Here is a 26,819-nt window from a genome sequence, read left to right on the forward strand (position 1 = left end):
TCCCAGGGAATGGCGACGGGGTGGGCCGCCGTGCAGCCCACCCCATCGGTGTCAGTCGACCGAGATGCCGCGCTCTTCGAGCGCCGCGACCATGTCGGCCTGGGTCTTGGCGTACGCCTCGGGCAGCGGTGTGCCCGCGTCGACGGCGGCCTTGACGTTGTCGGTGAGACTCGCGAAGAGCGTCGACGACAGCGGCGGCCAGGCCCACGACGTGTCGACGGCCTTGTCGGACTCGGCGAAGACGTCCCAGATGTCCTGCCCGCCGTAGAAGTCGAACACCTCCGGCGCGTCCTGCAGCGACGCGATCGCGCCGGTGTCGGCGATCGACGGCCAGCCGGCGCCGATCTCGGTGAGGATGCTGACGCTGTCGGTGTTCGAGTTCAGCCAGACCGCGAACTCGGCGGCCTCCTCGGGGTGCTTCGAGCCCTTCAGCACGGCGTTGGCCGAGCCGCCGGCCCAGGTCGCCGAGACGTTCTCGCCGGCGTTCCACTGCGGCATGGCGCCCACCGCCCACTTGCCGGCGGTGTCGGGGGCGGTTCCGCGCAGGATCGCGTCGGCCCAGGACCCCGAGATCCACGTGAGGATGTTGCCGTTCTGCAGGTCGGCGTTCCACTCGCTGGAGAAGTCGGCCTCCACCTTCACGAGGTCCTCGTCGATGAGCTTCTGCCAGAACTCGGCCACCTTGATCGTCTCGTCGCCGTCGATCGACACCGTCCAGGCGTCGTCCTCGGCGACGAACCAGTTCGCGCCGCCCTGCTGCGCGAGGCCGATCATCCAGGGCGCCTGGTTGAACGCGAAGGCCGTGATGTAGCGGTCCGGGCCTGAGGCGCGCACGACCTTGGCCGCCTCGTAGAACTCGTCCCACGTCTCGGGGTACTCGATGCCCAGCTCCGCGAAGATGTCCGCGCGGTAGAACTGGCCGAGCGGCCCCGACGCCTGCGGGATCGAGTACACCTTGTCGCCGAAGACACCGGTCTGCCACTGCCAGGGGACGAACTTCTCCTCGGCGTCGGAGACGTACGGGGTGATGTCCTCGAGGGCGTCGTTGATGAGGAAGTCGGGGATGGCGTCGTAGCCCAGCTGCACGACGTCGGCCGGGTTGCCGGCCTGGACCGCCGACAGCATCGTGGCGTAGCCGCCGTCGGGGCCGGCCGTGATGGTCTCGAGCTCGACGTGGATGTCGTCGTGCGCGTCGTTGAACGCGTCGACGGCACGGTCGATGTTCGGCACCCACGACTGGAAGGTGATCTCGACGGGCTCGCCGTCTGCGGGCTGGTCGGAACCCGACCCGCCTGCGCATCCGGCGAGGGTCAGGACGGCGGCGACGCCGCCGGCGAGAAGGGCCGCCGCTCGGGTGCGACGACGAGTGGAAATGGACATACATGCTCCCTTGCGATGCAGACGGGACAGCCTCGTCTGGATGGTGCGCACCGAGATTACGTCGGTGTCACGCCAGGGAACATGGGCGAAGCGCGCCACCACCTGGACGATCCGATGGAGCGACGGTGGAGCGTGTCAGTCGCGCTTGCCGCGGTTGCGCCACCACTGCCACAGGATCACGGTGAGCGTGCCGAGCAGGATGACGGCGCTCGTCAGCAGGAGCAGCGTCTGCTCGGTGTCGGAGATCATGGGCGCTTCCCTTCGGCTGCATCGGCCACGAGTTTCGCGATGCGCGCGGCGCGCGTCTCGGGTCGGCGGGCGGAGTCGACGGCGCCGATGCCCACCTTGCGGGTCGACGGCGGGAAGGCGTCCCACGCCGCGCGGGCGGTCGGCTCGGCGTCGAGGGCGGCGGCGAGGTCGTCGGGCTCGCGCAGCGCCTCGGCGTTGTCGAGCACGGTCCACGCGCCGTTCTGCTTGGCGAGTTCGATGGCACGGATGCCGGCCTCCGCCAGCAGCCCGTCGGCCTCGAGCCGCGCGACCCGCGCCTTGTTCGTCGCGGCCCAGCCGCTCGACGGACGCCGCGGCGCGAACCACAGCCCGCCGCGCTGCTCGTCGAAGGAGCGGACCGGCCCGTCGATCCACCCGAAGCACAGCGCCTGCAGGATCGCGTCCTCGTAGCCGACGAACTCGAGCCCGGAACCGGGCCGGGCGCGGACGAGCCACGCTCCCTTGGAGGTGCGATGGTTCTCGGCGAGCCAGCGGCGCCAGGCCGCGGCATCCGTCGCCTCCACCTTCTCGCCGTCGTCGAGCGCTCCCATGCTCGCGACCCTATCGGTGAGCTCCGACGTGAGGGTCAGAGCAGCTCGGGGTCCTCGGACTCGACCGGCTCGGAGTCGAGCAGGTCGGCGACCGAGCCCAGCACCTCGTCGGGGCGGAACGGGTAGCGCTGGATCTCGGCGGCGTCGCTGATGCCGGTGAGCACGAGCACGGTGTGCAGGCCCGCCTCGATGCCGGCCACGACATCGGTGTCCATGCGGTCGCCGATCATGCCCGTGTTCTCGGAGTGGGCGCCGAGGCGGTTCATCGCCGAGCGGAACATCATCGGGTTGGGCTTGCCCACCACGTACGGCTCCATGCCGGTGGCCTTGGTGATGAGCGCCGAGATCGCGCCCGTGGCCGGCAGCACGCCCTCGGTCGACGGACCGGTCGCGTCGGGGTTCGTCGCGATGAAGCGGGCGCCGGCCCCGATGAAGCGGATCGCCTTCGTGATCGCCTCGAACGAGTAGTTGCGGGTCTCGCCCACGACGACGTAGTCGGGATTCGTCTCGGTCATGATGAACCCGGCCTCGTGGAGCGCCGTCGTCAGGCCCGCCTCGCCGATCACGAACGCCGTCCCGCCGGGCATCTGCGACTTCAGGAAGTCCGCCGTCGCGAGCGCCGACGTCCAGATGGACTCCTCGGGCACCAGGAGTCCGGAGGCCCGCAGCCGGGCGGCGAGGTCGCGGGGCGTGAAGATCGAGTTGTTGGTCAGCACCAGGAACGGCACGCCCTGCTCGCGCCACTGCTGCAGCAGGTCCGAAGCCCCCGGGATCGGCGTGTTCTCGTGCACGAGGACGCCGTCCATGTCGGTGAGCCAGCAATCGATGTCGGACCGGGTGCGCATGCGTCCAGACTAGGCGGCGGGCAGGCGTAGGGTCGAAGCCGTGACGTGGGACCCCCGCAGCCTCCCCGACCTGGCGGGTCGGGTGTATCTGGTGACCGGCTCGAACACCGGTCTCGGCTACTTCGCGTCCGAGCAGCTGGTGCGGGCGGGGGCGCGGGTGATCATGTCGGCGCGGCATCCGAATCGTCTGTCGGGGGCCCGCGCCGCGATCCGCAGGAGAGTTCCGGATGCCGCGCCCGACGCCACCGACCCGCTCATCCTCGACACGTCCAACCTCGGATCGGTGCGCTCCGCCGCCGCCAGCATCCGCGGCCGCGGCGCCCTGGACGGCGTGCTGCTCAACGCCGGGATCGTCCACCCGCCGAAGGTGCGCCAGACGACGATCGACGGCAACGAGGTCGTCTTCGCCACCAACGCGCTCGGCCACTTCGCCCTCGCCGGCGAGCTGCTGACGGCGCTCGCCGAGGCCGCCGGCCGCATGGTCTGGGTGGGGAGCATGTCGACCTCGCTCACCCCGTACGACCCGGTCGACCCGCAGCTCGTCGAGAACTACTCGGCGTGGCGCGCCTATGTGCAGTCCAAGGTCGCCACCGCGGCGCTGGGCTTCGAGGCCGACCGGCGCCTGCGCGCCGCGGGGGTCGACGTCGCGAGCATCGTCGCGCACCCGGGGTACTCGATCGGCGGGCGCACGCCCGGCATCGTCGGCGTCAACGAGCCGTCGCGCGCCAAGCGCTTCCGCGACAACCTGCAGGCGGCGTTCTCGCAGTCCAAGGAGCACGGGGCGTGGCCGCTGGTGCGCGCCCTGACCGATCCCGAGGCCGAGAGCGGCGGCTTCTGGGGTCCTCGCACCGGCTCGCGCGGCGAGCCGCGGGAGCAGACCGCCGCCAAGGTCACGCGCGACCCCGAGGTCGGCGCCCGGCTGTGGCAGGTGGCCGAGCAGGCGACCGGCGTCCGGTGGCCGTTCGACGCCGCCGCGCGCATCGGCGCCGCCCGGCGCTGACGGCCGCCTGGCCGACACAGCGTCGGAGGTCTTCGGCGACACGCCGGGTGGCGGCATCCGCTGTCGGCGTGTCGTCCGGATGTTCCGATCCTGTGCTCCCGGACGGAGCAGGAGAGTGTCAGGCGGTGAGCCACACGGCGTCGGAGGCGCCGGCGGGCAGCGCGACGTCGGCCTCGCCGATGCGGAGGGTGGCGGCATCCGTCACCGTCACCGTCGTGCCGACCGCGACGCCCGCCGTCTCGACCGCGCGCAGCAGCTCGGGGTCCCGGTCGCTCACCCGCAGCACGCGGCCCACGTGCCCCGACGGCGCGGTGGCCAGCAGCACGAAGGGCTCGCGGTGCACCTCGCCCGCGGCATCCGGGATCGCATCGCCGTGCGGGTCGAACCTCGGGCGGCCCAGGCGCTCGTCGATGCCCTCGAGCAGCCGGTCGCTGATGGCGTGCTCGAGCACCTCGGCCTCGTCGTGCACCTCGTCCCACGCGTAGCCGAACTCCTGCACGAGCCACGTCTCGATGAGCCGGTGCCGGCGGATGATCGCCGCCGCCCGGCGCACGCCGTCGTCCGAGAGCGCGATCGGGCCGTACGGACGATGCGTCACCAGGCCCTGCGCCGCGAGCTTCTGCACCATCTCGGTGACGCTCGACGGCGCCAGGCCCAGCTCGGCGGCCAGCTGCGACGGGGTGATGCGATCGTCCTGCCACTCGGTGTGGTGGTAGATCGTCTTCAGATAGTCGTCGACGGCGGGGGAGGGCACGTCAAAAGGGTACCGGGGCCGCCTCACGCGCCCGTCAGCACGAGCCAGAGCAGCACGCCGTTGAGCGTGATGAGGAAGACGGATGCCGCGATCCCCGCGACCGTCGTCCACACCCGGTTGCGGTACCCGCCGAGCACCTCGCGCTTGGCGGTGAGCGCGACCAGCGGCACCAGCGCGAACGGGATGCCGAACGACAGCACCACCTGGCTGAGCACGAGTGCGACCGTCGGGTCGAAGCCGATCGCCAGGATGATCAGCGCCGGGATGAGGGTGACCAGGCGCCGGGCCAGCAGCGGCACGCGGATGTGCAGCAGTCCGTGCATGATCTCGGCGCCGGCGTAGGCGCCCACCGAGGTGCTGGCCAGGCCGCTCGCCAGCAGGCCGACGGCGAACAGCGTCGCCACGAGCGGTCCGAGCCCGGCGTACAGCGCGGCGTAGGCGCCCTCCAGGGAGTCGGTTCCGGGGACGCCCGCGAGGTTGGCCGCGGCCAGGAGCAGGATGCAGAGGTTCACCGTGCCCGCGATGAGCATCGCGATGGTCACGTCCCACTTCGTCGCGCGCAGCAGGCGCCGGGTCGAGATGCCGCGCAGCTCGGCCAGCGTCGCGTCGGGGGCGGTGCGGTCGCTCAGCGCCGACGCGGCGGCCGGCCGCGGGGCGAACCGGTCGCGGGCGAGCGCGCTGTGGGCGTAGATCGCGTGGGGCATGATCGTCGCGCCGAGGATCGAGGCGGCCAGGAGCACCGAGTCGGTGCCCTCGAAGCGCGGGACGAGCCCGCTCGCGACGCCGGCCGGGTCGGGCGGCGCGACGAGCACGCCGAACGAGAAGCCGATCGCGATCACCACGAGGAGACCGATGACGACGAACTCGAACGGGCGCGGACCCTTGCGTGACTGGATGAGCAGCAGGCCGATCGACACGGCACCGGTGATCGCGCCGCCCCAGACCAGCGGGATGCCGAACAGCAGGTACAGCGCGACGGCCCCGCCGATCACCTCGGCGATGTCGGTCGCCATCGCGACGAGCTCGGCCTGCAGCCAGTAGGCGCGGCGGCCCCACGGACTGCGGATGCGACGCCCCAGCGTCTCGGGCAGGCTCTGGCCGGTGACGATCCCGAGCTTGGCGGAGAGGTACTGGATGAGCCACGCCATCACGTTGCCGACGACGACCACCCACACCAGCAGGTACCCGTAGCGGGCGCCGGCGGTCATGTTGCTGGCGACGTTGCCGGGGTCGAGGTACGCCACGCCCGCCACGAGCGCCGGGCCGATGAGCCACGCCAGGCGCGGCAGTGTCAGGCCGCGCCGGCGCACGCCAGTGGGGGCATCCGTGAGTTCGGCAGTTTTCGGCACACCGAAACCATACCCGGATTTCGGTGTGCCGAAAAGTGGCGCGTCAGGTGTCGCGGCGCCGGCGGCGCAGCCGCCAGACGTTGCCGCCCTCGGTCTCGTGGATGAGCTCGTCGCACGCGGCCAGCGCGATCGCGAGGCCGCGCCCGGACTCGGCGTCCGCCTCCGGCATGGAGACGGCGCTGAGGTCGAGGAGCGCCGGATCCGCCGTGTCACTGAAGACGGCCGACAGCGCCTCGTCGTCGGCATCCAGCTCGACCGTCACGTGGATCGGCTCGCGCGCCTGCGCGTGCTCGGCGACGTTGGCCGCCACCTCGCTCACCGCCAGGCGGAACAGCATCGCGTCCTCGTCGCCCACGCCCGGGGTGCGATGGAAGAGCTCGTCGAGCGCGTCGTGCACGTGGTCGACGAGCGCGTCGTCGACGATCCCCTCCCAGCGGAGGTCGGCCTCAGTCGCCATCGAATGCCGCCTCCGGGCTCGGGTGATCGCGCAGCACGCGATCCAGGTTGGTGAGCTTGAGCACGCGCTTGACCGGCTCGGTCGCCGCCGCGATCCGCAGATCGCCGCCGGCGAGGCGGGCCGACTTGAGCCCGCCGATGAGGGCGCCGAGCCCCGACGAGTCGACGAACTCGGTGCCGGAGAGGTCGACGACGATGCGCGTGCTGCCCGTGCCCACGAGCTCGTCCACCGCCTGGCGCAGCCGCGGCACCGATGTCGCGGTCAGCCGGCCTTCGGGACGGACGAGCGCGTAGTCCGTCCCGGGCGTCACTGTCAGATTCACGGAGCCTCCTCGGGCTTCGGGGCGATGGGGCGCGTCGGCCCCCGGTACAGGGCGGCCTGGACGATGACGCTCAGCACGGCCAGGTCGTAGACCACCCACACGGTGTTGACGAGCGTGCCGGTGCCGTCCGAGGTGCCGACGGCCAGCCGGGCGAGGCCGATCACCAGCGCCAGCACGAGGACGGCGATCGCGGTCAGCTGCGGCCAGATCTCGCGCCACGGCGGTCCGGACTCGTCGCGGCCGTCCTTCTTCGTCACCGCGAACCCCAGCGGGCGTCCGAGGACCACGTTCGCGAACGCCGACGTGCACGCCTTGATCCACACCGGGAACAGCGCGAGGGAGTACTGCTGGCCGCGCCAGGTCCGCAGGCCCCTCGCGACCACCAGGAAGAGGACCTGGTTCACGATGAAGTAGGGCAGGAACCGCGCGAAGAAGTCCACGCTCCACGCGGTCACCGGCATCACGCCGAACACGAGGTAGATGACCGGTGCGGCGAGATAGACCAGAGCGGTGAAGCCCGAGAGGTAGCTCCACATCGTCGCGAAGTACATGAGCCGCTGGCCGGTGGAGAGCCCCTTCTTGGCCAGCGGGTTGTCGCGCAGCATCACCTGGAGCGTGCCCTGGGCCCACCGCAGCCGCTGCGTCAGCATGGTGCGCAGGTCCTCGGGCGCGAGGCCTCGCGCGAGGATCTCGTGGTGGTAGACGCTGCGCCATCCGAGGGAGTGCAGCTGCATCGCGGTGGCCATGTCCTCGGTGACGGAGATCGTCGCCATCGGCTGGACGGGCTGGGCCTCGTCGGGGCGATCGACCCGCAGCGCCTGCAGGAGGGCCGCCACCGACCCGACGGCGCCGAGCGGCGACAGCTCCCGCGTCGTGAGGGCGTCCAGGCCGGCGTCGTCGATGACGACCGCGTCGAGCTCGGCGTCGCGCTGCACCGGCAGCTCGCCGATCGACGCGAGGTCGGCCCGCATGCGGGCCAGATCGCCGCGCACGAGCTCGCGGGAGGCCGTGTCGACCGCCGACTGCACGCGGTAGGTCACCTCGCCGATCGGATCGCCCGCGTCCAGGCGCACGCGCGCCTGGGTGACCTCGCCGCCGAGCAGTCGCAGCTGGAGCCGCACGGCCGGGTCGGCGGTGCGGTCTCTCGCGGCCTTCACCAGCAGCGCCTCCGCCGCGCGCAGCGTGCGGGCGGTGGACTGCTCGACGTCGCGGACGTACCCCACGATGCCGAGCTGCATCAGGGCGTCGCGGCGCAGCACGGCGTTGGAGCCGCAGAAGAACGCGGCGTTCCAGCCGTCCTTGCCCTGCTGGATGGGCCCGTAGAACAGCGGCGCCTGACTGCCGAGCGGATCGGCGTCGTCGACGTTCTTGAACCACTGCGGCGTCTGCACGAGTGCGACCTCGGGGTCGTCGGCGAAGTAGCCGAGCGTGCGATGCAGGATCAGCGGGTCGGGCACCTGGTCGGCGTCGAGGATGAGCAGGAACTCGCCCTCGGTGCTGAAGAGCGCGTTGTTGAGGTTGCCCGCCTTGGCGTGCCGGGGCTTGCCGTCCCAGTCGGACGAGCGCGTGATGTAGCCGACCCCCGCCTCGCGCGCGGCGGCCGCCATGTCGGGCCGTGCGCCGTCGTCGAGGATCCACGTCTCGTGCGGGTAGGCGATGCGCTTCGCGGCCCGCGCGGTGGCGATCACCATGTCGACGGGCTCGTTGTAGGTGGTGATGAGCACGTCGACCGTGCCCTGCGGCGGCGACATCGGTGCCGGGCGCTCCCGTGCGCGCCACATCGTGAGCGAGAACAGGAAGGTGTCGATGAGGCTGTACGTCTCGGCGATGACGAGCGGCACCGCGATCCACCACGCCGACCAGTTCACCGAGTCGAGCCAGCGCCAGGCGATGTAGTTGACCCCGAGCAGGACCGACAGCAGCGCGAGGATGCGGATCCAGACGAACCGCGCCGTCACGGATCCCGCCTCACGACGAGCACCGTGACGTCGTCGGGTGCCCCCTGCTGCAGCGCGAGACGCCGCGCTTCCTCGACCGCGCCGTGCGGGCCGAGGTCGCGCACCACGTCGTGCACGTGGCCGAACGGGTCGCCCGGGTCGAGGATGTCGAGGAGCCCGTCGCTGCACACCATGAAGACGTCGCCCGGCGCGAGCAGGGCGCCCGAGGTGGTCCGTGTCTCGTCGAAGCCCATGCCGAGCGGGAGCCCCGTCGACTGCAGCGGCTCCCACTCGCCGTGCGCCCGCAGGATGAAGGCGAGGCTGTGGCCGGCGTCGATGAACGAGACGCCGCCGGTCTCGAGGTCGACGTCGGCGGCGACCGCCGTGACGAAGATGTTCGCGCCGCCGAGGTCGGCCTCGAGCATGCGGTCCACCTCCGAGACGGTGTCGGCGAGGGAGCGCGTGGGAGCGGTGCGCAGCGACGCCCTGACGGCCGCTGCGACGATCGCGGGACCCGTGCCCTTGCCCATGACGTCGGCGAGGGCCACCCGGAGGCGCCCGTCCACGACCTGCCAGTCGTAGACGTCGCCCAGAAGGCTTCCCGCCGGCGTCGCCGATGCGGCGAGCGTGTACCCGGGGACGTCGGGGGTGCGCGCGGGGAGCATGGCGCGCTGCACGACCGAGGCGTAGTCGAGCTCGTCGGCGTCGGTCAGCTCGGACTGCACCCACAGCGCGAGCTCCTTCAGCAGCACCCTCTCGCGATCGTCGAGCGTGCGCGGCCGGGTGTCGATGATGCAGAGCGTGCCGACCTGCTCGCCGCCCGGCGCCTTCAGCGGGTGGCCGGCGTAGAAGCGCAGATGCGGGTCGCCGAGGACGAACGGGCTCTCGGCGAAGGCGGCGTCGGTGGCGGCATCCTCGATCACGAGCGTGCCCTCCTGCCGGATGGTGACGTCGCAGAACGAGCCCTCCCGGGGCGCCTCCCGCCCTCCCAGGCCGATCTGGGCCTTGCGGAACTGCCTGTCGCGGTCGATGAGGGTGACGCTCACCATCGGCACGCCGAACATCTCCTGCGCCAGCCGGGCGACCCGGTCCACCCGCTCATCCGGCGGAGTGTCGAGTACCCCGAGTGCCTCGATGGCGCGCTGGCGCCTTTCGTCGTCGAACAACTGACCCCCCGGTCGTCACGATGACTCCAGTATGGTTCGGTCCCGGACCTGAGGGCGACTTCGCGACGCAAAGCGAACACGCGCCGACGCGGATCGGCGCGCCGCGCCGGGATACCCTTTCCCGGTGACCACGCCCGACCCGAGCGCATCGCGGCCCGAGCACGAGGGGACACCGCCTTCGGATGCCGCGGAACCGACGCTTCCGGTCGGGGTGGGGCCATGGCCGGGCGGACCGGACGCGTGGCCGGACGACGACCGCTACGACCGCGAGCTGCTCGCGCACGGGGACGCCCGCAACGTCGTCGACGCGTACCGCTACTGGACGATGGACGCCATCGTCGCCGACCTCGACGCCCGCCGGCACGCGTTCCACGTCGCGATCGAGAACTGGCAGCACGACATGAACATCGGCTCGATCGTGCGCAGCGCCAACGCGTTCCTCGCCGCCGAGGTGCACATCATCGGCAGGCGCCGGTGGAACCGCCGCGGCGCCATGGTCACCGACCGCTACCAGCACGTGCGCCACCACGAGACCGTCGCGGACTTCGCCGCGTGGGCGGATGCCGCATCCCTCCCCGTCATCGCGATCGACAACGTCGAGGGCTCGAAGCCGCTGCCGGCGGCCGACCTGCCCCAGGCGTGCGTGCTGCTCTTCGGCCAGGAAGGGCCAGGGCTCTCGCCGGAGGCGCTGGCCGCGGCATCCGGCGTCGTCGCGATCGAGCAGTACGGCTCCACCCGGTCCATCAACGCGAGCGCCGCGGCCGCCGTCGTGATGTACGAGTGGTGCCGCCGCTGGGCCTGAGCCGGCCCGCGGTCAGCCGCGTCCCGGGCTCAGGGCGGTCTCACCGCCCAGCCGCAGCGCGCCCTGCTGCTCGCCCTGACGTGCGGTGACCGCGGAGCGGGCGAGATCCGCCACGACCCCCGCGGCGCGAGCCCGCGAGGGCATGAAGCGCAGGAAGAACACCAGCCGCAGCATCCACGCGAGCGCACCCGTGAACGGCACGCCGTACAGCTCCGAGATGCCCCGGCCGGGGCCGAACGAGGCCGCGCGCCCGAGCCCCCGGTACGCGAACGGGCGAGCCGGCCGGCCCGAGATCCTCCGCGCGATGGCGCGACCGATGTGGTCGCCGCCCTTCATGGCCCACAGCGCGTTCGCCGGCACGGGCTGCCGGGTCACCGGGTGCTCCACGCGCGCGCCGTCGCCCGCGGCCCACACGCCGTAGCGCACGGCGAGCGTCCGCTGGGTGCGCAGCCGCCCCCGCTCGTCGCGCCACGGGTCGAGTCCTGGGAGGTGCACGGGGCTCTGCCCGGTCGTCGCGACGACGGTCGCCGTCATCAGCGTCGTGCCGTCCGCGAGCACCGCCGCCGTCGGCGTGACCTCGGCCAGGCGCACGCCCGTGACCACCCGCACGCCCAGCCGGGCGAGCTCCGCCTCGGCGCGCGAGCGCAGCCGCGGCTGATCGGACCACTCGCCGAGGATGCGCTCGCCGCCGTGCACGAGGGTGACGAGGTGCCCCCGGTCGGCGATGGCGGCCGCCAGCTCGGCCCCCGCGATACCGCCGCCGGCGACGACGACGGGGGAGCCCGGGACGGTCGCGAGGTGATCGGCGAGCGCCGCGATCTCGCCCGGCCCCCGCAGCGTGCGGCCGTACCGGGCGAGCCCCGCGACGGCGTCCGTCGGCTCGGTCGCGCCCGTGCCGACGACGAGGTGGTCGTAGGCGATCGCCTCGACGGCGTCGTCGCCGCGTCGGTACGAGACCGAGCGGCGGACGGCGTCGATGCGCAGCGCCCGGCCCTCGATGATCCGCGCGAGCGGCATGGCCTCGGCCAGCGGGGTGGCCACGCGGTCGTGACGGATGATGCCCGAGAGCAGCTCGCCGGTGAACCCGTGGAAGCGGTGCGCGCGGTCGGCCGAGATCACGACGATCTCCAGGTCGCCGCGCCGCAGCTCGCGCGCCGCGCGACGTGCGAGCGTGGCGTAGGCGTGCAGCGTGACATACCCGCCGCCGAGCAGCACGACGCGGGTCATACGATCACCGCCGTGCGGGGCTCGAGGGCGACGGGTGCGCCGAAGCTCGTCGGGTCGGCGGCCCGGAAGCCGAGGTGCGCCAGGCGCCCCGCGCGCTCGCGGATGGCGTCGACCTGCTCGAGCGTCGGGTTGCCCAGCGAGAAGTGGCCGCGGTGGCCGGTCAGTGCCAGGATCGCGGTCTCGGCGAAGCACGCGTACGAGCGGCCGTCGGGCAGCCCGATGTCGCCGCCGACCAGGCGCAGGCTGGGGATCGACACGATGCCGCCGTCGACGACGCGTACATCGGGACGAGCGGTGGCCAGGGCGGGCGAGGTGTTGCGCGGCTGCGTCGCATCGAGCACGATCGCGCCCGGTGCGAGGTGGTCGGGTCCGAGCAGCGTGTCGGCCGACGCCGTGAGGAGGACCACGAGGTCGGCATCGCCGACGGCGTCGATCGAGTGCGCGGTGGCGACCTCGACGTCGGTTGCGACCGAGGCCGCGAGCGCCTCCAGGCGCGGCGCCGTGCGCGCGATCAGCGTCAGGCGGGCGCCGGCGGAGTCGCGTGCCAGCAGCCTCGTCACGGCGGTGCCGACGCTGCCGCTGGCGCCGACCACGGCGACGTGAGGGCGCGTGGTCCTGGTCGCGACGTGGGGGAGCAGCATCCGGATCTGGTCCTCGACGATCGCCGCCGTGAACGCGTTGCCGTTCGTCACGCCGATGTCGGAGCGGCCGCGCAGCGACGCGCCGCCCGCGGTCACGGTCGCCGTCAGCGCGCCGAGCCCGACGACGTCGGCGCCGAGCGCGGCGGCGCGGTCGACGGCGCGGCCCACGCGACGCCGGCCGCCGTCGATGTCGGACAGCAGGTGACGGGCGCCGAACGGCACGAGCACGACGTGGCCGACGCGCTCGCCGCCGATCTGCACGCCCGCCATCGTGACCGGCGGGAGCGGCAGGCGCCGCAGCGCCGCGTCGTAGACGGCCTCGGGCATGAGCCCCAGCGGCCGCCACACGCGCGCGAGGTCTTCGCGCAGGCTGGCGCGGGGGTGGACGGTGAATGCGAACGTTCCGCTCTCGGACACGGCGGGCTCCTTCCGGCGCCGAGGTGGGGGCGCCATGCGATCAAGGAGCGGGCGGCCCGCACGCTGATACGTGGGTGCGAGCGCGCCCTCAGACGCCGACCGTCATCCAGACGGACCCGCGCACGCGCCAGCCGAGCGTGACCAGCCGGGCGAGCATGTAGACGCCGAAGAACGCGACGGCCAGCCACGCCAGGCCCGCCGCGCCGGCCGGCTGCAGCACGGCGACGAGCACCAGCGCGGGGAGGAACGGGACGAGGTTCAGCACGCCGACGATCGCCAGGTACTTCGCGTCGCCCGCGCCGATGAGCACGCCGTCGAGCACGAAGACGATGCCGCACACCGGCTGCGCCACGGCCAGCACGATGAGCGCCGGCTGCACCAGCGCGGCGATCGCGGGATCGCCGGTGAACAGCAGCCCGATCACCCCCGACAGCGCGGCGATCAACGCGCCCACGACGATGCCGAACCACGCGCCCCACGCGACGGTGCGCCCGAGCACACGGCGGACGAGGTGCGTGTCGTCGGCGCCGAGCCCCTTGCCGATGAGCGCCTGGGCCGCGATCGCCAGCGCGTCCAGCGCGAAGGCCGCGGTGGAGAAGATCGTGAAGGCGACCTGCCAGCCGGCCAGCTCGTCGGTGCCGAGGCCGGTCGCCACGGCCACCGTCGCCAGCAGCGCCACCCGCAGCGACACCGTCCGCAGGAACAGCCAGCCGCCCGATCGTGCAGAGCCGCGCACGCCCTCGCGCTGGGGGCGGACGGATGCCTCGTGCCGGCGCGCGAGTCGCCCCACGACGACCGCGTAGGCGGCCACCATCCCCCACTGCGCGACGACCGTCCCGAGGGCGGAGCCGGCGATGCCCCAGCCGAGCCCGTAGATGAACGCCCAGTTCAGCAGGGCGTTCGCGCCGAAGCCGAGTCCGGCGATCCACAGCGGCGTCACGGTGTCCTGCATGCCGCGCAGGAGACCCGTCGCGGCGAAGACCACCAGCATCGCGGGAAGCCCCCACATCGAGATGCCGAGGTAGATCTCGGCCTGCTCGGCGACGCCCGGCGACGCGCCGAAGAGGCCGACGAGGAACGGCGTGCCGAGCGAGCCCATCAGGGCGAGGATCGCGCCCAGGCCCAGCGCGAGCCACATGCCGTCGATGCCGACCGAGACCGCGCGCGTGGGGTCTCCGGCGCCGAACCGGCGGGCGACCGCCGGGGTGGTGGAGTACGCCAGGAAGACCATCAGCCCGACGATCGTCTGCAGCACCGCCGAGGCGATGCCGAGGCCGGCGAGCGGTTCCACGCCGAGGTGCCCGACGAGGGCCGAGTCGACGATGAGGAACAGGGGCTCGGCGACGAGGGCGCCCAGCGCCGGCACGGCGAGCCGCAGGATGTCGCGGTTCAGCGTGTCGGTGGTCACGCTGAAGAGCCTAGAAGGCGGCGCCGCCAGCGCGGCGCGGCATCCGTCCCCCTCCGCGTGCGCGGGGCCGGGCTTCATCACGATGCGACGGCGATCCATCCCCACGCGAGAATCGCCCAGGCATGGGGCGACTAACCTGGAACGCATGACCGACGCCCCCCGTTCCGGTCTCGCGCTCGAGGAGCTCAGCGCCGAGATCCGCCCGCAGGACGATCTGTTCCGCCACGTCAACGGCTCATGGCTGGAGCGCACCGAGATCCCGGACGACAAGGCGCGGTGGGGATCGTTCCACCTCATCGCGGAGCAGGCCGAGAAGGACGTGCACGCGATCATCGAGGAGTCGCAGCAGGCCGACCCGGGCACCGAGACCCGCAAGATCGGCGACCTCTACACGAGCTTCATGGACACCGGGCGCATCGAGGAGCTCGGCGGGGCGCCGCTGGCCGACGTGCTGGCCCGGGTCGACGCGATCGACTCCATCCCGGCGTTCCTCCGCACGGTCGGCGAGTTCGAGCGCGACGGGATCGCCGCGCTCATCCACCTCTACATCGAGCCCGACCCGGGCAACCCGCAGCGCTACGTGCCGTTCTTCATCCAGGGCGGCCTGTCGCTGCCGGACGAGAGCTACTACCGGCTCGACAGCTTCCAGGAGACACGCATCGCGTTCCGCACCCACGTGCAGCGCATCCTCGAGCTCGCGGGGGTCGCCGAGGCCGAGGCATCCGCCGATCTCATCGTCGCGCTCGAGACGGAGCTGGCCACCCACCACTGGGACAACGTCGCCAGCCGCGACGCGGTCAAGACCTACAACCTCAAGACCTGGGACGAGGTGCAGGAGCTGGTCGGCGTCGACCTCGCGCCGTGGCGTGACGGGATGGCCCCCGACCACGCCGACGCGTTCGCCGAGATCAACGTGTACCAGCCGAGCTTCCTCGAAGGCCTCGGCGTGATGCTGACCGACGAGCACCTCGAGGGCTGGAAGGCGTGGCTGCGCTTCGCGGTCGTGCACTCGGCGGCGCCGTTCCTGTCGGACGAGTTCGTCGCGGAGAACTTCTCGTTCTACGGCACCCAGCTCACCGGCGTCCCGGTCAACCGCGAGCGGTGGAAGCGGGGCGTGAGCCTCACCGAGGCCGCGATGGGCGAGGCGATCGGCCGCGTCTACGTCGAGCGCCACTTCCCGCCGTCGGCCAAGGACGCGATGGACGAGCTCGTCGCGAACCTCGTCGATGCGTACCGGCAGTCGATCTCCGAGCTGGAGTGGATGAGCCCCGAGACGCGCGAGCGCGCGCTGGCGAAGCTCGGCACGTTCACGCCAAAGATCGGCTACCCGGTGAAGTGGAAGGATTACTCCACCCTCGAGATCGACGCCGAGGACCTCGTCGGCAACGTCCGCCGCGCGCACGTCTGGGAGCACGACCGCCAGCTCGCGAAGGTCGGCAAGCCGATCGACCGCGACGAGTGGTTCATGACGCCGCAGACGGTCAACGCGTACTACAACCCGCTGATGAACGAGATCGTGTTCCCGGCGGCGATCCTGCAGTACCCGTTCTTCGACGCCGACCGCGACGCCGCCGCGAACTACGGCGGCATCGGCGCGGTGATCGGCCACGAGATCGGCCACGGCTTCGACGACCAGGGCAGCCGCTTCGACGGCGACGGGTCGCTGCGGGACTGGTGGACCGACGAGGACCGTGCCGCCTTCGAGGAGCGCACGAAGAACCTCATCGACCAGTTCGACGCGCTCGTGCCGCTGGGTCTCGCCGAGGAGAACCACGTCAACGGCGCGCTCACCATCGGCGAGAACATCGGCGACCTCGGCGGACTCGGCATCGCGATCAAGGCGTACGCCCTGTCGCTGGGGACCGACGAGAACGGCGATCCGGCCGAGGCGCCGGTGATCGACGGCTTCACCGGAATCCAGAGACTGCTGCTGAGCTGGGGACAGATCTGGCAGCAGAAGGGGCGGGATGCCGAGACGATCCGCCTGCTGACGATCGACCCGCACTCGCCCAACGAGTTCCGGTGCAACCAGATCGTCCGCAACATCGACGCGTTCTACGATGCATTCGGCGTGACCGAGTCCGACGCCCTGTGGCTCGACGAGGATCAGCGCGTCACCATCTGGTGAGAAGCGGGCCGATCCCGGTCCGTCTGCCCCGCAACACGTTCAAGGGGAAGGGAAACCCGTGGGCATGGAGCCCAGAAAGGATGCCGAGTCGCTTCGGGGGGCGCGACGAGGCACCGGACGACGACTGCCGAAGAGGGCGGCAGCCGGACGTCGATCATTCACATCCACCCTGAAGGCGCTCGACGACCTCGCTGCGTCCGGCGCGAAGATCTCGGTGCGCATCACCGACCTCGACCGCGGCACCTCCGTCCTCTCGGGCGACGACTTCGTGACCCTGCCGGTCGCGGGGCTCGGTGTGGTGCCGCTGCTGATCGAGGTCGCCGCCGCGTTCGAGTCGGGCACGCTCGACCCGCTCGAGATCATCGACCGCGCGCACATGGAGCCGGTCGGCGTGGGCGGCGTGTGGCAGCACCTGAAGGCGCCGGCGCTGCCGCTGTCGGACCTCGCCGTGCTGACCGCCTCGACCGGCGACGCCCTCGCCGCGAACGCGCTGCTGCGCCGCGTCGGGCTGCCCGCCGTGCGCAGCCGCATCGAGGAGCTCGGGCTCGCGCGCTCGGCGCTGCTCGACCGCTTCCGCGACGAGCGCGGCCCCGACGACGCGCCGCACTTCGCGCTCGGCTCCGCCCGCGAGCTCGCCGAGGTCTTCGCCGCCCTGGTGAACTCGCAGGTCGTCTCGCCGAGCGTGAGCGCCCAGGTCGCGGAGTGGCTCAGCCTCAACCACGACCTGTCGCTCGTGGCATCCGCCACCGGTCTCGACCCGTTCTCGCACGAGAACGACGAGCACGGGCTGCTGTTCATCAACAAGACGGGCAGGGACTCCGGTGTGCGCGTCGAGGCGGGGGTGCTGGCCGGTCCACGGGCCGGGGTGTCGTACGCGCTCATCGTCTGCTTCGACGACCTCTCGATCTCGCACCGGCTGCGGGCGCACGAGGCGTTCCGCATCCTCGGCACCGACCTCATGGAGTACGTGTTCTGAGGCGTGGTCGGTGACGCCGGATGACGAGTGGATGCCTATGGCGGGAGGCATCGGGTAACCTCGCCAGGGTGTCAACACCGCCGTTCCGCGCCGACATCGTCGGCAGCTTCCTCCGCCCCTCCGAACTCGCCGAAGCCCGCCGCCGGTTCGCGGCCGGCCAGATCGACGCCGACGCGCTGCGCGTGGCGGAGGACACGGCGATCGCCGAGCTCGTCGTGCGCGAGGCCGACGCCGGGCTGAAGCTCGCGACCGACGGCGAGTTCCGCCGCTCGTGGTGGCACTTCGACTTCTTCGGCCTGCTCGACGGCGTCGACATCGTCGAGCTCGACCACGGCATCCAGTTCCAGGGCGTGCAGACCAAGCCCCGCGGCATCGAGGTGACCGGGAAGATCGGGTTCAGCGACAGCCACCCCTTCCTCGACCACTTCCGCTCGCTCAAGAGCCTGCTCGAGCGCACGACCGGCGCCGTGCCGAAGTTCAGCATCCCGGCGCCGACGGTGCTCGACTTCCGCCTGGAGCCCGGGCACATCCTGACGCCCGAGTACGACGGCCGCGAGGACATCGTCGACGACCTCGTGCAGGCGTACCGCGACGCCGTCGCCGCGTTCTACGCCGCGGGCGCCCGCTACCTCCAGTTCGACGACACCGCGTGGGCCTACCTCTGCTCGGACGCCGAGCTCGAGAAGGCCCGGGGCCGTGGCATCCGCACCGACGGCATCGCGGAGCGGTACTCCGGCATCCTCAACCGCATCCTCGAGGGCAAGCCCGACGACCTGGTCATCACGACGCACGTGTGCCGCGGCAACTTCCGCTCGACGTGGATCTCGTCCGGCGGCTACGAGCCGGTCGCCGAGCAGCTGCTGGGCAACACCGCGTACGACGGCTACTTCCTCGAGTACGACAGCGAGCGCGCGGGCGGCTTCGAGCCGCTGCGCTTCCTGCCCGAGGGCGACAAGACGGTCGTGCTGGGACTCATCACGTCCAAGACCGGCGAGCTGGAGAACGTGGATGCCGTCAAGCAGCGCATCGACGAGGCATCCGCTTTCGCACCCCTCGGCCAGCTCGCGCTGAGCCCGCAGTGCGGCTTCGCCTCGACCGAGGAGGGCAACGTCCTCTCCGAGGACGAGCAGTGGGCGAAGGTCCGCGAGGTGGTCGACATCGCCGCCGACGTCTGGCGCTGACCCCTCCCTCCCCGGACTCTTCCCTCCCCGGACTCTCCCCTCCCCGGCCTGAGGTTCCGGGTTTGGGGCGCGTGCCGTGCGTTCGGGGCGCGCGGGGCACGCCCCGAACGCACGCGGCGCGCCCCGAACCCGGGATGGCGAACCCCGAGAGCGGGCGAGGTCAGTGATGGGGGACGTCGACCACGGGGGTGCCGTGGGTGTGGAAGGTCTCGATCGTCTTCATGCCCCACGCCTGTCCCTTCTTGCGCTCGGCCTCGGACCATTCGACGACGGGCTGGTCGGGGTCCAGCAACAGGCGGGCGCCTGCCTGGGCGAACTCGATCCGGTTGCCGCCAGGCTCCCAGACGTACAGGAAGAACGTCTGGTTGATGGCGTGCTTGTGGGGGCCCGACTCGATGTGGATGCCGTTCTCGAGGAAGATGTCGGCGGCCTTGAGGATGTCCTCGCGGGTGTCGGGGGCGAAGGCGATGTGGTGCAGGCGGTTGCCGTGCTTGGTCCAGTCGTCGGAGTAGACGACGTCGTAGGACTTCAGCGAGAAGTGGAACCACCACGCCGCGAACCGGCCGTTGTCGAGCCGGATGCGCTCGGACTCCCGCATCCCCAGCGCGTCGCGGAGGAAGGTGCCGTTGGCCTCGACGTCCTTCGCGAGGTAGTTGATGTGGTCGAGGCGCCGGGCGTTGACCCCGCGCCCGGGGAACCGTGAGGCCTGGTTCTTCAGCGCCGGCTTGTCGTCGGTTGCGACGTACCGCTCGGCCTCGTAGAAGATGGCCATCGCGTGGCCGTCGGGGTCGGTGAACTCGTACGTCGGGCCGCACCCGACGTCGCCGTCCACCCAGCCGCGGCCGAGGCCCGTCGCCTCGATGGCGGCGACCCGGCGCTCGAGCGCCTGCTGCGACGACGCACGGAAGGAGGTGCGGCCGACGCCCGCGGCATCCGACGCCCTGAGCTTGATCGTGTAGAGCTGGTACTCGTCCCACGTGCGGAGGTAGACCGAATCGCCGTTCTCGGCGACGACCCGCATGGCCAGGAGCTCCTCGAAGAACCAGCGGCTCTCGGCGGGGGTGGGGGTGAGCAGCTCGACGTGGGCGAGGTGGGCGACGTCGAACGACGTGTCGGCGGTCATGGTGCGTCCTCTCTGACGGTCTCGGGCAGACGTGGGTCGGGCGGGGCCGGGAGCCGGGTCATCGGCGTGGCCTCGGGAAGACCGTGCCGTCGAACAGCTTGCGGGCGGTGCGCACGGTCGACGACGTGGCCCGCCAGGTGCCGTCGCCGTCGCGGCTGACGTGCACGTGCGACCGGGACGAGCCGGTCGGGTGCTCGATCTCGGTCTCGTCGCCGTCGAGCGGTCCGGCCAGGCCGGATCCGACGGCTCCGGGGATGCGCAGCGCCGCGGCGACGGATGCCGCCATCAGCACGCCGATCGCCGTGTGCACGCGCGCCGGGATGAAGGCCCTGGTCGAGATCGCGCCGCCGTGGCGCGCCGGCGAGAGGAGGATCATCTTCGGCACGGTCTGCTGCGCGACGTCTCCGAGGCCCATCAGCGGGCCCGCGGCCAGCCGGATGCGCTCGATGCGCGCGGCGAGCTCGGCGGCGCCCTCCAGCGCGGCGGGCGTCTCGCTGCCGTCGACGCCGAACTCGTCGGCGCGCAGCAGTGCCACCGGCATCCCGTTGTCGATGAGCGTCACCGTGTGGCCGTCGATCTCGTCGGTCGCATCGCCGGTCGGAAGCAGGGGCTTCTCGGGGCCGCCGCCGACCTCCAGCTGGATGGCGGATGCCGTGCCGGGCACACCGTCGATCGCGGCGTCGCCGTCGTAGTCGGGGCGGCCGTCGGTCGTCGCGAAGACGGCGGTCGCGGTGTCACCCGTGTTGAGCAGCCGGATGCGGACCGTCGTGCGTTCGCCCGTCGCCGGGACGAGGCCCCGCTCGACGGCGAACGGGCCGATGCCCGCCAGCAGGTTGCCGCAGGTCTGGGCGTCCGCGACGGTCGCCGCGTCGACCCCCACCTGGAGGAAGAGATAGTCGACGTCGATGCCGTCCGCGGTCGACGGCGACACGATCGCGACCTTGCTGGTGAGCGGGTGCGCGCCGCCGATGCCGTCGATCTGGCGCGGATCGGGCGAGCCCATGATCCGCAGCAGCAGGTCGTCGCGCTCGGCCGGGTCGTCCGGCAGATCCGCCGCGAGGAAGTAGGCGCCCTTGGAGGTGCCCCCGCGCATCAGCATGCACCGGATGCCGTCGCGCGCGGCCGCAGCCGCGTCAGGCGCCGCCATCGCCCCGCGCCCCGCCCCGCGCGTCGTACTGCGCCTGCGTCAGGTACTCCACGCCGAGCTCGGAGAGCAGCGGGCGCAGGCCTTTGCGGTCGAGGCTGAGCTGCGCGCCCGACGCGTAGGCCGCGCGGTCGGCCTCCTCCTTAGACACACGCGCATCGGCCGCGCGCAGCACGTCGGCCGCGCGCTCGCGGGGGACCACCACCACGCCGTCGTCGTCGGCCACCACGACGTCGCCCGGCCGCACCGTCGCCCCGGCGACGACGATCGGCACGTTCACCGATCCCGGCGTCGCCTTCACCGTGCCTTGCGCGTGCACGGCACCCGACCAGACGGGGAATCCCATCTCCCGCAGGTCCGCGATGTCGCGCACGCCCGTCGTGGTGACGAGGCCGCGCACGCCGCGGGCCGTGAGCGCCGTGGCGAACAGGTCGCCGAAGGCTCCGTCGCTGGACGGCGACGTCGTCGCCACGACGAGGAGGTCGCCCTCGCGGCACTGCTCGATCGCGGCGTGGATCATCAGGTTGTCGCCGGGGTGGCTGAGCACCGTCACCGCGGTGCCGGCGACCCGAACGCCGTCCTGGATCGGACGGATGCCCGGCCCCACGAGCCCGGACCTGCCCATCGCCTCGTGCACGGTCGCGACGCCGTGGGCCCCCAGCGCGGCGGCGGTCGCGGCATCCGCTCTGGCGACGTCGGTGACGACGACGGGCTTCATCGCGACGCGTCCTTGATCACGAGAGGACGCCGGTCACCTGCGGGAAGTAACGCATGTACGCCTCGCCCATCGTCTCGTGGGGGAGCCCGAGGTTGGGGCCGGCGTTGCGCTTGAGCTGCACGCCGCGTCGCACCGCGAGGTCGGTGTAGTACGACCACATGTGCTTCTGCGCGGGGAGGCACTCCATCGCCGCGCGCTTGCGCGGGAACGCCTCGGTGATGTCGAGGAGCACGTTGGGCGTGAAGTCGCACTGCTCGGGCTGATGCGGCTCGAAGAAGAACACCGGCGGGGCGCCGATGATGTCGTCCTTGCCGGGGTACCCGCCGTCGGAGTTCGCGACGCCGATGGCCTGGGCGAGCACGCGGGCCTCGAGCGCCATGCGTGCCGCGGCCGGGTGGTCGCCGTTGTACGGGTCGTGCAGGGTGTGCGTCAGCACGACCGTGGGCTGCACGCGCCGGTAGAGGTCGACGAGGCGTGAGACGGCCTCGCGCGACTCGACGAGCGGGTAGTCGCCGAGGTCGAGGAACTCGATCTCGGCACCGAGAGCGGATGCCGCGGCCTCGGCCTCGTCGCGGCGGACGGCCTTGATCTCCTCGAGCGACCTCCCCTCGAGCCATTGGCTGGCGGACTCGCCGCGCTCGCCGTAGGACAGGCAGGCCACCACGGCGCGGTCGCCGCGGAGGGCCGCGGCGGCGATCGCGCCGCCCGCTCGCCAGACGAAGTCCCCGGCGTGGGCGCTGACGACGAGGAGCGTGTCGGCGGTGACTGTCATGGGGCCAGCGAATCACACCCATGGCGAAATGGTCAACAAATTGTCTACAATCGTGGCGACCATATACCTCTGGATGTAGGTATAGCCGACACGTAGCATCGCGCTCAGGTCACCCCGCACGAACCACTGGACGAGGAAGTCGAGACAGGCATGGCGAGCAATCTGCAGGAGCTGCTGGACGAGAAGGGGAACGTCGTCGAGATGCTGCGCAACTCGCAGCTCGGCACGTACATCTACCCGGTGGTCCCGGCCGAGTTCACGAACTGGCGCCGCGAGCAGAAGGCGTGGCGCGAGACGGCCGTGCTCTACGACCAGACGCATCACATGGTGAACTTCTTCATGACCGGGCCGGACGCGCTGAAGCTGCTGTCGGACACCGGGATCAACTCGTTCGCGAAGTTCCCCGTGAACACCGCGAAGCAGTTCGTGCCGACCTCGTCGACCGGCGGGGTCATCGGCGACGGCATCCTCTTCCATCTCGCCGAGGACGAGTACGTCTACGTCGGCCGGGCGCCCGGCGCGAACTGGCTGCAGTTCCACGCCGAGACCGGCGGCTACGACATCGAGACGCGCTACGACGACCGCTCGCCGTCGCGCCCCTACGGCCAGGCGGTCACCCGCGAGTTCTACCGCTTCCAGATCCAGGGCCCGAACGCGTGGCCGATCATCGAGAAGCTCGCCGGCCGCGAGGTGGAGCAGGTGCGGTTCTTCCACATGGGCGAGCTCGAGATCGCCGGGGAGCACGTGCGCACGCTCCGGCACGGCATGGCCGGAGCGCCCGGCCTGGAGATCTGGGGGCCGTACGAGCAGCACGGCCGGATCCGCGACGCCGTGCTGGAGGCGGGCCGCGAGTTCGGGATCGAGCCGTGCGGCTCGCGCGCGTACTCGTCGAACACCCTCGAGTCGGGGTGGATCCCGTCGCCGCTGCCCGCGATCTACACCGGCGGCGACATCGAGCGCCGCTACCGCGAATGGCTGCCCGCGAACAGCTACGAGGCGATCAACGCGCTCGCCGGCTCGTTCGTGTCGGACGACATCGAGGACTACTACCTCAACCCCTGGGACCTCGGCTACGGCTCGTTCGTGAAGTTCGACCACGACTTCATCGGCCGCGACGCGCTCGAGCAGGTGGACCCCGAGGCGCAGCGCAAGAAGGTCACGCTCGCGTGGAACGACGAGGACCTCGGCCGCATCCTCACGAGCGTGCTCGACCGCGAGGGGCCGGGATACCAGTTCTTCGACCTGCCCAACGCGAACTACGGCTCGTCGAACTACGACGCCGTGATCGACGCGGACGGGAGCACCGTGGGCCTGTCGCTGTTCACCGGCGTGACGGCGAACGAGAGGCGCGGCCTGTCGCTGGCCACGGTCGACCGCGACGTGCCGATCGGCGCCGAGGTGCGGGTGGTGTGGGGCGAGCCGGACGGCGGTTCGGGCAAGACCACCGTCGAGCCGCACGAGCAGATCGAGGTCCGCGCGGTCGTGAGCCCTGTCCCGTACGCGGTGACGGCGCGGCAGGAGTACCACGGCGGCTGGCGCACGACGGGCGTCGCCTGACGCTGCCCGGTCCCGGCGACCGGCGGGTGCGGCATCCGTCGTCACCCGGCAGGGAGGAGTGAGGTGGCACGCGCCTCGGACGGCGAGTCCGTCCTGCACAAGCATCTGCGGGTGCTGCAGGCGTTCGACCTGCTGCGCCCGTGCCTCACGCTCACCGAGATCGTCGAGGAGACCGGGCTGGCCGCATCGACCGCCCATCGCCTGGTCGCTGAGCTGGAGCGGGAGGAGCTGCTGGAGCGGATGCCTGACCGGTCGTACCGGCTCGGCATCCGGCTGTGGGAGTTCGCCGCCCGCACGCCCGGGGCCGTCGGCCTGCGCGAGCTCGCGCGTCCGTGGCTCGAAGCGGTCCATGCGCGGGTGCGTCAGCACGCGCAGCTCGGTGTGCGCAGCGGCCGGGACGTGCTGTTCCTCGAGCGGCTGTCGACGCGGGAGGCGGTGGTGAACGCGACGATCATCGGCGGACGCGTGCCGCTTCCGGTCAGCTCGAGCGGACTCGTGCTGCTCGCGCACGCCGGCCCCGGCGTCGTGGACGACGTGATCGCCGCCGGATGGCCGGCGTTCACGCCGGCGACGATCCGCGGCGGCGACGAGCTGCGCGCCGTCCTGCGGCGGGTGCGCGCCGACGGCTTCGCGCTCACCGACGGGCATGTCCACCCAGGAACGCGCGGTCTCGCCGTGCCGATCGCGGACGCGCGGACCGGCGCGCTGCACGCCGCGCTCGGCGTCGTCGTGCCGAGCGACGGCACGTCGCCCCAGCCGCTCGTCGAGCTGCTGACGGTGGCGGCCGCGGGGATCGCCCGCACCCTCGACGAGGCGGGCGCGGCCGACGGCGGCCAGGGCATCCGCACGTGGGCGAGCACATCGCGCAGGTCGCTGGACTACTTCTCGTCGCTCGGTGAGCGATCCGCCGGCTCACCGCCCGCACGACGGGCCGGCTGACCGCGCACAGCCGAAGGCCCCGGCATCGTGCAGATGCCGGGGCCCTCGGATGCCGTCACGCGACGGCGCCGCGCTTCACCCGGTCACGCACGTGAACGAGCTCGCGTCGTCGACCGAGCCGGTCCCGGAGTACTCGGGCCAGGCCGGGTACTCGCACATCGGACGGGTGCGGTCTGCGCCGGCGGTGCCGTCGCCCGCCACGAGGTCCGACGGGGCGACGCCGTTCTCGACCCAGTCCACGATCGCGCCGAGCCCGTCGTACTGCGCGACGAACCGGCCCTGGCCGTGACCCCAGCCGGGCACCATGTAGAACTTCGCGAACGAGTCCAGGCGCTTGCCGAACTCGTCCTGCAGCGACTCCCAGTACTGCACGGTGTTGTGCGGCGTGATGAAGTCGTCGATCGTGCCGTGGGTCAGGATGACCTTCCCGCCGTGCGCGCGGAATCGGTTGAGCGAGACATCCGTCACATCCATGATCTCGCCGACCTCCTGCACGCGATCCGCGTAGTCGAGCGGATCGACGGTGTACGGGTCGAAGCCGGGAGGGTCGCCCGCCACGCCGTAGCGCATGGTCGCCGCGAAGACCTGGAACTGCAGCCCCTGCGACAGCGGCCCGCTCCCGAAGCCGGCGAAGCCCTGGTAGAGGGCTCCCTCGAACAGCGCGCTCCGGGCGAAGATCGAGTTGCCTTCGATGTCGATGCCCAGGTCGTAGTCGGTCGTGATCTTCAGCGCCGCGTCGATCTCGACCTCCGACAGGCACGTGTCGACCGTCGCCGGGTCCGTGCCCGCAGGGCATGCGAGCGTCTGGACGTCGAACGCCTCGCCGCATCCCTGCACGTCGCTGACGATCCCGTCGACGGCCCCGTCGAGACCGTCGCACGCGGCGTACACCGCGCCGGTGATGGTGGCCGTCTCGGCGGCGTTGAGGTGGCCGGCGCCGCCCTCCAGCAGGAGCGCGTCGCGGAAGTTCACCGCCCCGACGTGCATCATCGTGACGTTGTAGGCGGGGTAGTTGGCCACGATGCCGTCGTAGTCCTTCGGATACCGCGCCGCGGCGTCGAGCGCCTCGTGCCCGCCCTGGGACCCGCCGATGAAGTACGACCACGCGGCGTCGACGCCGTAGGCGGCGTCGATGACGGCCGCCGCCGCGTCGTGCGCCTTCTTCACCGACCACTGCCCGTAGTTGAGGAACAGCTCCTCGTCGAGCTGGAACGTGCCGTCGAATCCGGGAGCGCCCTGATGCCCGCCGTCGGAGCCGAGCGTGACCCAGCCCTGGGCGAGGGCGGTGGGGGTGCCGGCCGGCTGGGCCGTGTAGTTCCCGGTCGCCGTCACGAGCGACCCGTCGAAGCCGCCGCCGCCGAACTGCAGCGTTCGTCCGTTCCACGCAGCGGGGAGGTTGACCTGGAACTGCATGTCCTGCGGAGCCGAGACGGCGCGGATCCAGCCGGTCACGGCGCAGTAGCTGCCCGGGGCGTCCCAGGTCGCGGTCTCGACGACGGCGCCCCGCGTGGGCAGGTCGATCGCCTTCTCGGCGATCTCCAGCCCGACGAGCGAGGTGCACGTCGCAGGGGTGAGCGCCGGTGGTGCGGCGTGGGGGCCGCCGGGGGCAGCGGCTGCCGGGGCGACCCCGGCCGTGAGGGCGAGGACTGCGGCGATGCCCACCGACACCGCCGTCAGCCGCCTGGACGTTGACTTCATCGACGCTCCTTCGCGTGGTGATGCGCTGCCGTCGTGGGGTCGGCGGCGTGCGTGTGCCGC

General features: G+C 72.0%; 24 protein-coding genes. 7 read left to right on the forward strand and 17 right to left on the reverse strand.

Annotated features, from left to right (window positions below):
* Positions 1-51 precede the first annotated feature (51 nt).
* The 3 genes from ACZBH1_RS07595 to ACZBH1_RS07605 all read right to left on the reverse strand — a co-directional run bounded on the left by ACZBH1_RS07595 (position 52) and on the right by ACZBH1_RS07605 (position 3,043).
* Positions 52-1,380 carry an ABC transporter substrate-binding protein gene (locus tag ACZBH1_RS07595; RefSeq protein ID WP_463646017.1) on the reverse strand — a complete coding sequence of 443 codons (1,329 nt, stop codon included), beginning with the start codon at positions 1,378-1,380 and terminating at the stop codon, positions 52-54.
* A 245-nt stretch (positions 1,381-1,625) separates the two neighbouring features.
* Positions 1,626-2,198: a YdeI/OmpD-associated family protein gene (locus ACZBH1_RS07600; RefSeq protein ID WP_336394230.1), complete on the reverse strand. Its 573-nt coding sequence runs from the start codon at positions 2,196-2,198 to the stop codon at positions 1,626-1,628.
* Between the two features lie 35 nt (positions 2,199-2,233).
* A complete protein-coding gene (locus ACZBH1_RS07605; protein ID WP_336394231.1) occupies positions 2,234-3,043 on the reverse strand; it encodes an HAD-IIA family hydrolase in 810 nt (269 codons plus the stop codon).
* A 40-nt stretch (positions 3,044-3,083) separates the two neighbouring features.
* On the opposite strand from ACZBH1_RS07605, the gene ACZBH1_RS07610 reads away from it, so the two are divergent.
* Positions 3,084-4,043 (forward strand): SDR family NAD(P)-dependent oxidoreductase, encoded by a 960-nt coding sequence (locus ACZBH1_RS07610; RefSeq protein ID WP_463646019.1) that lies wholly within the window; start codon positions 3,084-3,086, stop codon positions 4,041-4,043.
* A 118-nt stretch (positions 4,044-4,161) separates the two neighbouring features.
* Here the strand turns inward: ACZBH1_RS07610 and ACZBH1_RS07615 are convergent, their stop codons facing one another.
* The 6 genes from ACZBH1_RS07615 to ACZBH1_RS07640 form a co-directional block, all read right to left on the reverse strand.
* Positions 4,162-4,797 carry a metal-dependent transcriptional regulator gene (locus tag ACZBH1_RS07615; protein WP_463646020.1) on the reverse strand — a complete coding sequence of 212 codons (636 nt, stop codon included), beginning with the start codon at positions 4,795-4,797 and terminating at the stop codon, positions 4,162-4,164.
* 23 nt (positions 4,798-4,820) lie between these two features.
* Entirely contained in the window at positions 4,821-6,107 is a 1,287-nt protein-coding gene (locus tag ACZBH1_RS07620; RefSeq protein WP_336395033.1) for an Nramp family divalent metal transporter, read from the reverse strand.
* A gap of 82 nt (positions 6,108-6,189) precedes the next feature.
* Positions 6,190-6,603 carry an ATP-binding protein gene (locus tag ACZBH1_RS07625; protein WP_452323645.1) on the reverse strand — a complete coding sequence of 138 codons (414 nt, stop codon included), beginning with the start codon at positions 6,601-6,603 and terminating at the stop codon, positions 6,190-6,192.
* Positions 6,593-6,925, reverse strand: a complete 333-nt coding sequence (locus ACZBH1_RS07630) for an STAS domain-containing protein (protein ID WP_336394235.1) — start codon at positions 6,923-6,925, stop codon at positions 6,593-6,595. The genes ACZBH1_RS07625 and ACZBH1_RS07630 overlap by 11 nt, the downstream gene beginning before the upstream one ends.
* A complete protein-coding gene (locus ACZBH1_RS07635) occupies positions 6,922-8,883 on the reverse strand; it encodes a glycosyltransferase family 2 protein (protein WP_463646021.1) in 1,962 nt (653 codons plus the stop codon). The genes ACZBH1_RS07630 and ACZBH1_RS07635 overlap by 4 nt, the downstream gene beginning before the upstream one ends.
* Positions 8,880-10,028, reverse strand: a complete 1,149-nt coding sequence (locus ACZBH1_RS07640; RefSeq protein ID WP_463646022.1) for a PP2C family protein-serine/threonine phosphatase — start codon at positions 10,026-10,028, stop codon at positions 8,880-8,882. The genes ACZBH1_RS07635 and ACZBH1_RS07640 overlap by 4 nt, the downstream gene beginning before the upstream one ends.
* Before the next feature lie 124 nt (positions 10,029-10,152).
* On the opposite strand from ACZBH1_RS07640, the gene ACZBH1_RS07645 reads away from it, so the two are divergent.
* The gene (locus ACZBH1_RS07645) at positions 10,153-10,830 is read left to right on the forward strand and encodes a TrmH family RNA methyltransferase (RefSeq protein WP_378878829.1); all 678 of its coding nucleotides are present in this window, start codon (positions 10,153-10,155) and stop codon (positions 10,828-10,830) included.
* A 12-nt stretch (positions 10,831-10,842) separates the two neighbouring features.
* Here the strand turns inward: ACZBH1_RS07645 and ACZBH1_RS07650 are convergent, their stop codons facing one another.
* From ACZBH1_RS07650 to ACZBH1_RS07660, 3 genes are all read right to left on the reverse strand, one after another.
* Positions 10,843-12,057, reverse strand: a complete 1,215-nt coding sequence (locus ACZBH1_RS07650; RefSeq protein ID WP_463646023.1) for an NAD(P)/FAD-dependent oxidoreductase — start codon at positions 12,055-12,057, stop codon at positions 10,843-10,845.
* Positions 12,054-13,115 carry a semialdehyde dehydrogenase gene (locus ACZBH1_RS07655; RefSeq protein WP_463646024.1) on the reverse strand — a complete coding sequence of 354 codons (1,062 nt, stop codon included), beginning with the start codon at positions 13,113-13,115 and terminating at the stop codon, positions 12,054-12,056. The genes ACZBH1_RS07650 and ACZBH1_RS07655 overlap by 4 nt, the downstream gene beginning before the upstream one ends.
* 88 nt (positions 13,116-13,203) lie before the next feature.
* The gene (locus ACZBH1_RS07660; RefSeq protein ID WP_336394240.1) at positions 13,204-14,523 is read right to left on the reverse strand and encodes an MATE family efflux transporter; all 1,320 of its coding nucleotides are present in this window, start codon (positions 14,521-14,523) and stop codon (positions 13,204-13,206) included.
* 145 nt (positions 14,524-14,668) lie between these two features.
* Here ACZBH1_RS07660 and ACZBH1_RS07665 point away from each other — a divergent pair, with 145 nt between their 5' ends.
* The 3 genes from ACZBH1_RS07665 (at position 14,669) to ACZBH1_RS07675 (ending at position 18,808) form a co-directional block, all read left to right on the forward strand.
* The gene (locus ACZBH1_RS07665; protein ID WP_463646025.1) at positions 14,669-16,651 is read left to right on the forward strand and encodes a M13 family metallopeptidase; all 1,983 of its coding nucleotides are present in this window, start codon (positions 14,669-14,671) and stop codon (positions 16,649-16,651) included.
* Positions 16,652-16,715: 64 nt separating this feature from the next.
* Positions 16,716-17,627: a serine hydrolase gene (locus tag ACZBH1_RS07670; RefSeq protein ID WP_378878823.1), complete on the forward strand. Its 912-nt coding sequence runs from the start codon at positions 16,716-16,718 to the stop codon at positions 17,625-17,627.
* A gap of 68 nt (positions 17,628-17,695) precedes the next feature.
* The gene (locus ACZBH1_RS07675) at positions 17,696-18,808 is read left to right on the forward strand and encodes a 5-methyltetrahydropteroyltriglutamate--homocysteine S-methyltransferase (protein ID WP_378878821.1); all 1,113 of its coding nucleotides are present in this window, start codon (positions 17,696-17,698) and stop codon (positions 18,806-18,808) included.
* Between the two features lie 160 nt (positions 18,809-18,968).
* Here ACZBH1_RS07675 and ACZBH1_RS07680 read toward each other — a convergent pair whose 3' ends face one another.
* The 4 genes from ACZBH1_RS07680 to ACZBH1_RS07695 are packed head-to-tail and all read right to left on the reverse strand — an operon-like array spanning position 18,969 to position 22,565.
* Positions 18,969-19,931, reverse strand: a complete 963-nt coding sequence (locus ACZBH1_RS07680; protein ID WP_463646026.1) for a VOC family protein — start codon at positions 19,929-19,931, stop codon at positions 18,969-18,971.
* A 58-nt stretch (positions 19,932-19,989) separates the two neighbouring features.
* Positions 19,990-21,078: a 4-oxalomesaconate tautomerase gene (locus ACZBH1_RS07685; RefSeq protein ID WP_463646027.1), complete on the reverse strand. Its 1,089-nt coding sequence runs from the start codon at positions 21,076-21,078 to the stop codon at positions 19,990-19,992.
* On the reverse strand, positions 21,065-21,793 hold the full coding sequence (locus tag ACZBH1_RS07690) for a 4-carboxy-4-hydroxy-2-oxoadipate aldolase/oxaloacetate decarboxylase (RefSeq protein ID WP_463646028.1): 729 nt from the start codon (positions 21,791-21,793) through the stop codon (positions 21,065-21,067). The genes ACZBH1_RS07685 and ACZBH1_RS07690 overlap by 14 nt, the downstream gene beginning before the upstream one ends.
* Before the next feature lie 16 nt (positions 21,794-21,809).
* The gene (locus ACZBH1_RS07695; RefSeq protein WP_452323635.1) at positions 21,810-22,565 is read right to left on the reverse strand and encodes a PIG-L deacetylase family protein; all 756 of its coding nucleotides are present in this window, start codon (positions 22,563-22,565) and stop codon (positions 21,810-21,812) included.
* Positions 22,566-22,715: 150 nt separating this feature from the next.
* Between ACZBH1_RS07695 and ligM the strand changes: the two genes are divergently transcribed.
* A complete protein-coding gene (ligM, locus tag ACZBH1_RS07700) occupies positions 22,716-24,122 on the forward strand; it encodes a vanillate/3-O-methylgallate O-demethylase (RefSeq protein WP_378878813.1) in 1,407 nt (468 codons plus the stop codon).
* Between the two features lie 63 nt (positions 24,123-24,185).
* The gene (locus tag ACZBH1_RS07705; RefSeq protein WP_463646029.1) at positions 24,186-25,061 is read left to right on the forward strand and encodes an IclR family transcriptional regulator; all 876 of its coding nucleotides are present in this window, start codon (positions 24,186-24,188) and stop codon (positions 25,059-25,061) included.
* Positions 25,062-25,136: 75 nt separating this feature from the next.
* Here the strand turns inward: ACZBH1_RS07705 and ACZBH1_RS07710 are convergent, their stop codons facing one another.
* Positions 25,137-26,759, reverse strand: a complete 1,623-nt coding sequence (locus ACZBH1_RS07710; protein WP_463646030.1) for a tannase/feruloyl esterase family alpha/beta hydrolase — start codon at positions 26,757-26,759, stop codon at positions 25,137-25,139.
* Positions 26,760-26,819: the final 60 nt, after the last annotated feature.

The sequence above is a fragment of the Microbacterium sp. ZXT2-5 genome (assembly GCF_055329545.1).

Excerpts from the sequence above, each read along its gene's own strand:
- ACZBH1_RS07650 (WP_463646023.1), bottom strand. The coding sequence starts at position 12,057 with ATGACCCGCGTCGTGCTGCTCGGCGGCGGGTATGTCACGCTGCACGCC.
- ACZBH1_RS07665 (WP_463646025.1), top strand. The coding sequence starts at position 14,669 with ATGACCGACGCCCCCCGTTCCGGTCTCGCGCTCGAGGAGCTCAGCGCC.
- ligM (WP_378878813.1), top strand. The coding sequence starts at position 22,716 with ATGGCGAGCAATCTGCAGGAGCTGCTGGACGAGAAGGGGAACGTCGTC.
- ACZBH1_RS07670 (WP_378878823.1), top strand. The coding sequence starts at position 16,716 with ATGGAGCCCAGAAAGGATGCCGAGTCGCTTCGGGGGGCGCGACGAGGC.
- ACZBH1_RS07695 (WP_452323635.1), bottom strand. The coding sequence starts at position 22,565 with ATGACAGTCACCGCCGACACGCTCCTCGTCGTCAGCGCCCACGCCGGG.
- ACZBH1_RS07690 (WP_463646028.1), bottom strand. The coding sequence starts at position 21,793 with ATGAAGCCCGTCGTCGTCACCGACGTCGCCAGAGCGGATGCCGCGACC.
- ACZBH1_RS07680 (WP_463646026.1), bottom strand. The coding sequence starts at position 19,931 with ATGACCGCCGACACGTCGTTCGACGTCGCCCACCTCGCCCACGTCGAG.
- ACZBH1_RS07600 (WP_336394230.1), bottom strand. The coding sequence starts at position 2,198 with ATGGGAGCGCTCGACGACGGCGAGAAGGTGGAGGCGACGGATGCCGCG.
- ACZBH1_RS07710 (WP_463646030.1), bottom strand. The coding sequence starts at position 26,759 with ATGAAGTCAACGTCCAGGCGGCTGACGGCGGTGTCGGTGGGCATCGCC.
- ACZBH1_RS07625 (WP_452323645.1), bottom strand. The coding sequence starts at position 6,603 with ATGGCGACTGAGGCCGACCTCCGCTGGGAGGGGATCGTCGACGACGCG.
- ACZBH1_RS07595 (WP_463646017.1), bottom strand. The coding sequence starts at position 1,380 with ATGTCCATTTCCACTCGTCGTCGCACCCGAGCGGCGGCCCTTCTCGCC.
- ACZBH1_RS07605 (WP_336394231.1), bottom strand. The coding sequence starts at position 3,043 with ATGCGCACCCGGTCCGACATCGATTGCTGGCTCACCGACATGGACGGC.
- ACZBH1_RS07685 (WP_463646027.1), bottom strand. The coding sequence starts at position 21,078 with ATGGCGGCGCCTGACGCGGCTGCGGCCGCGCGCGACGGCATCCGGTGC.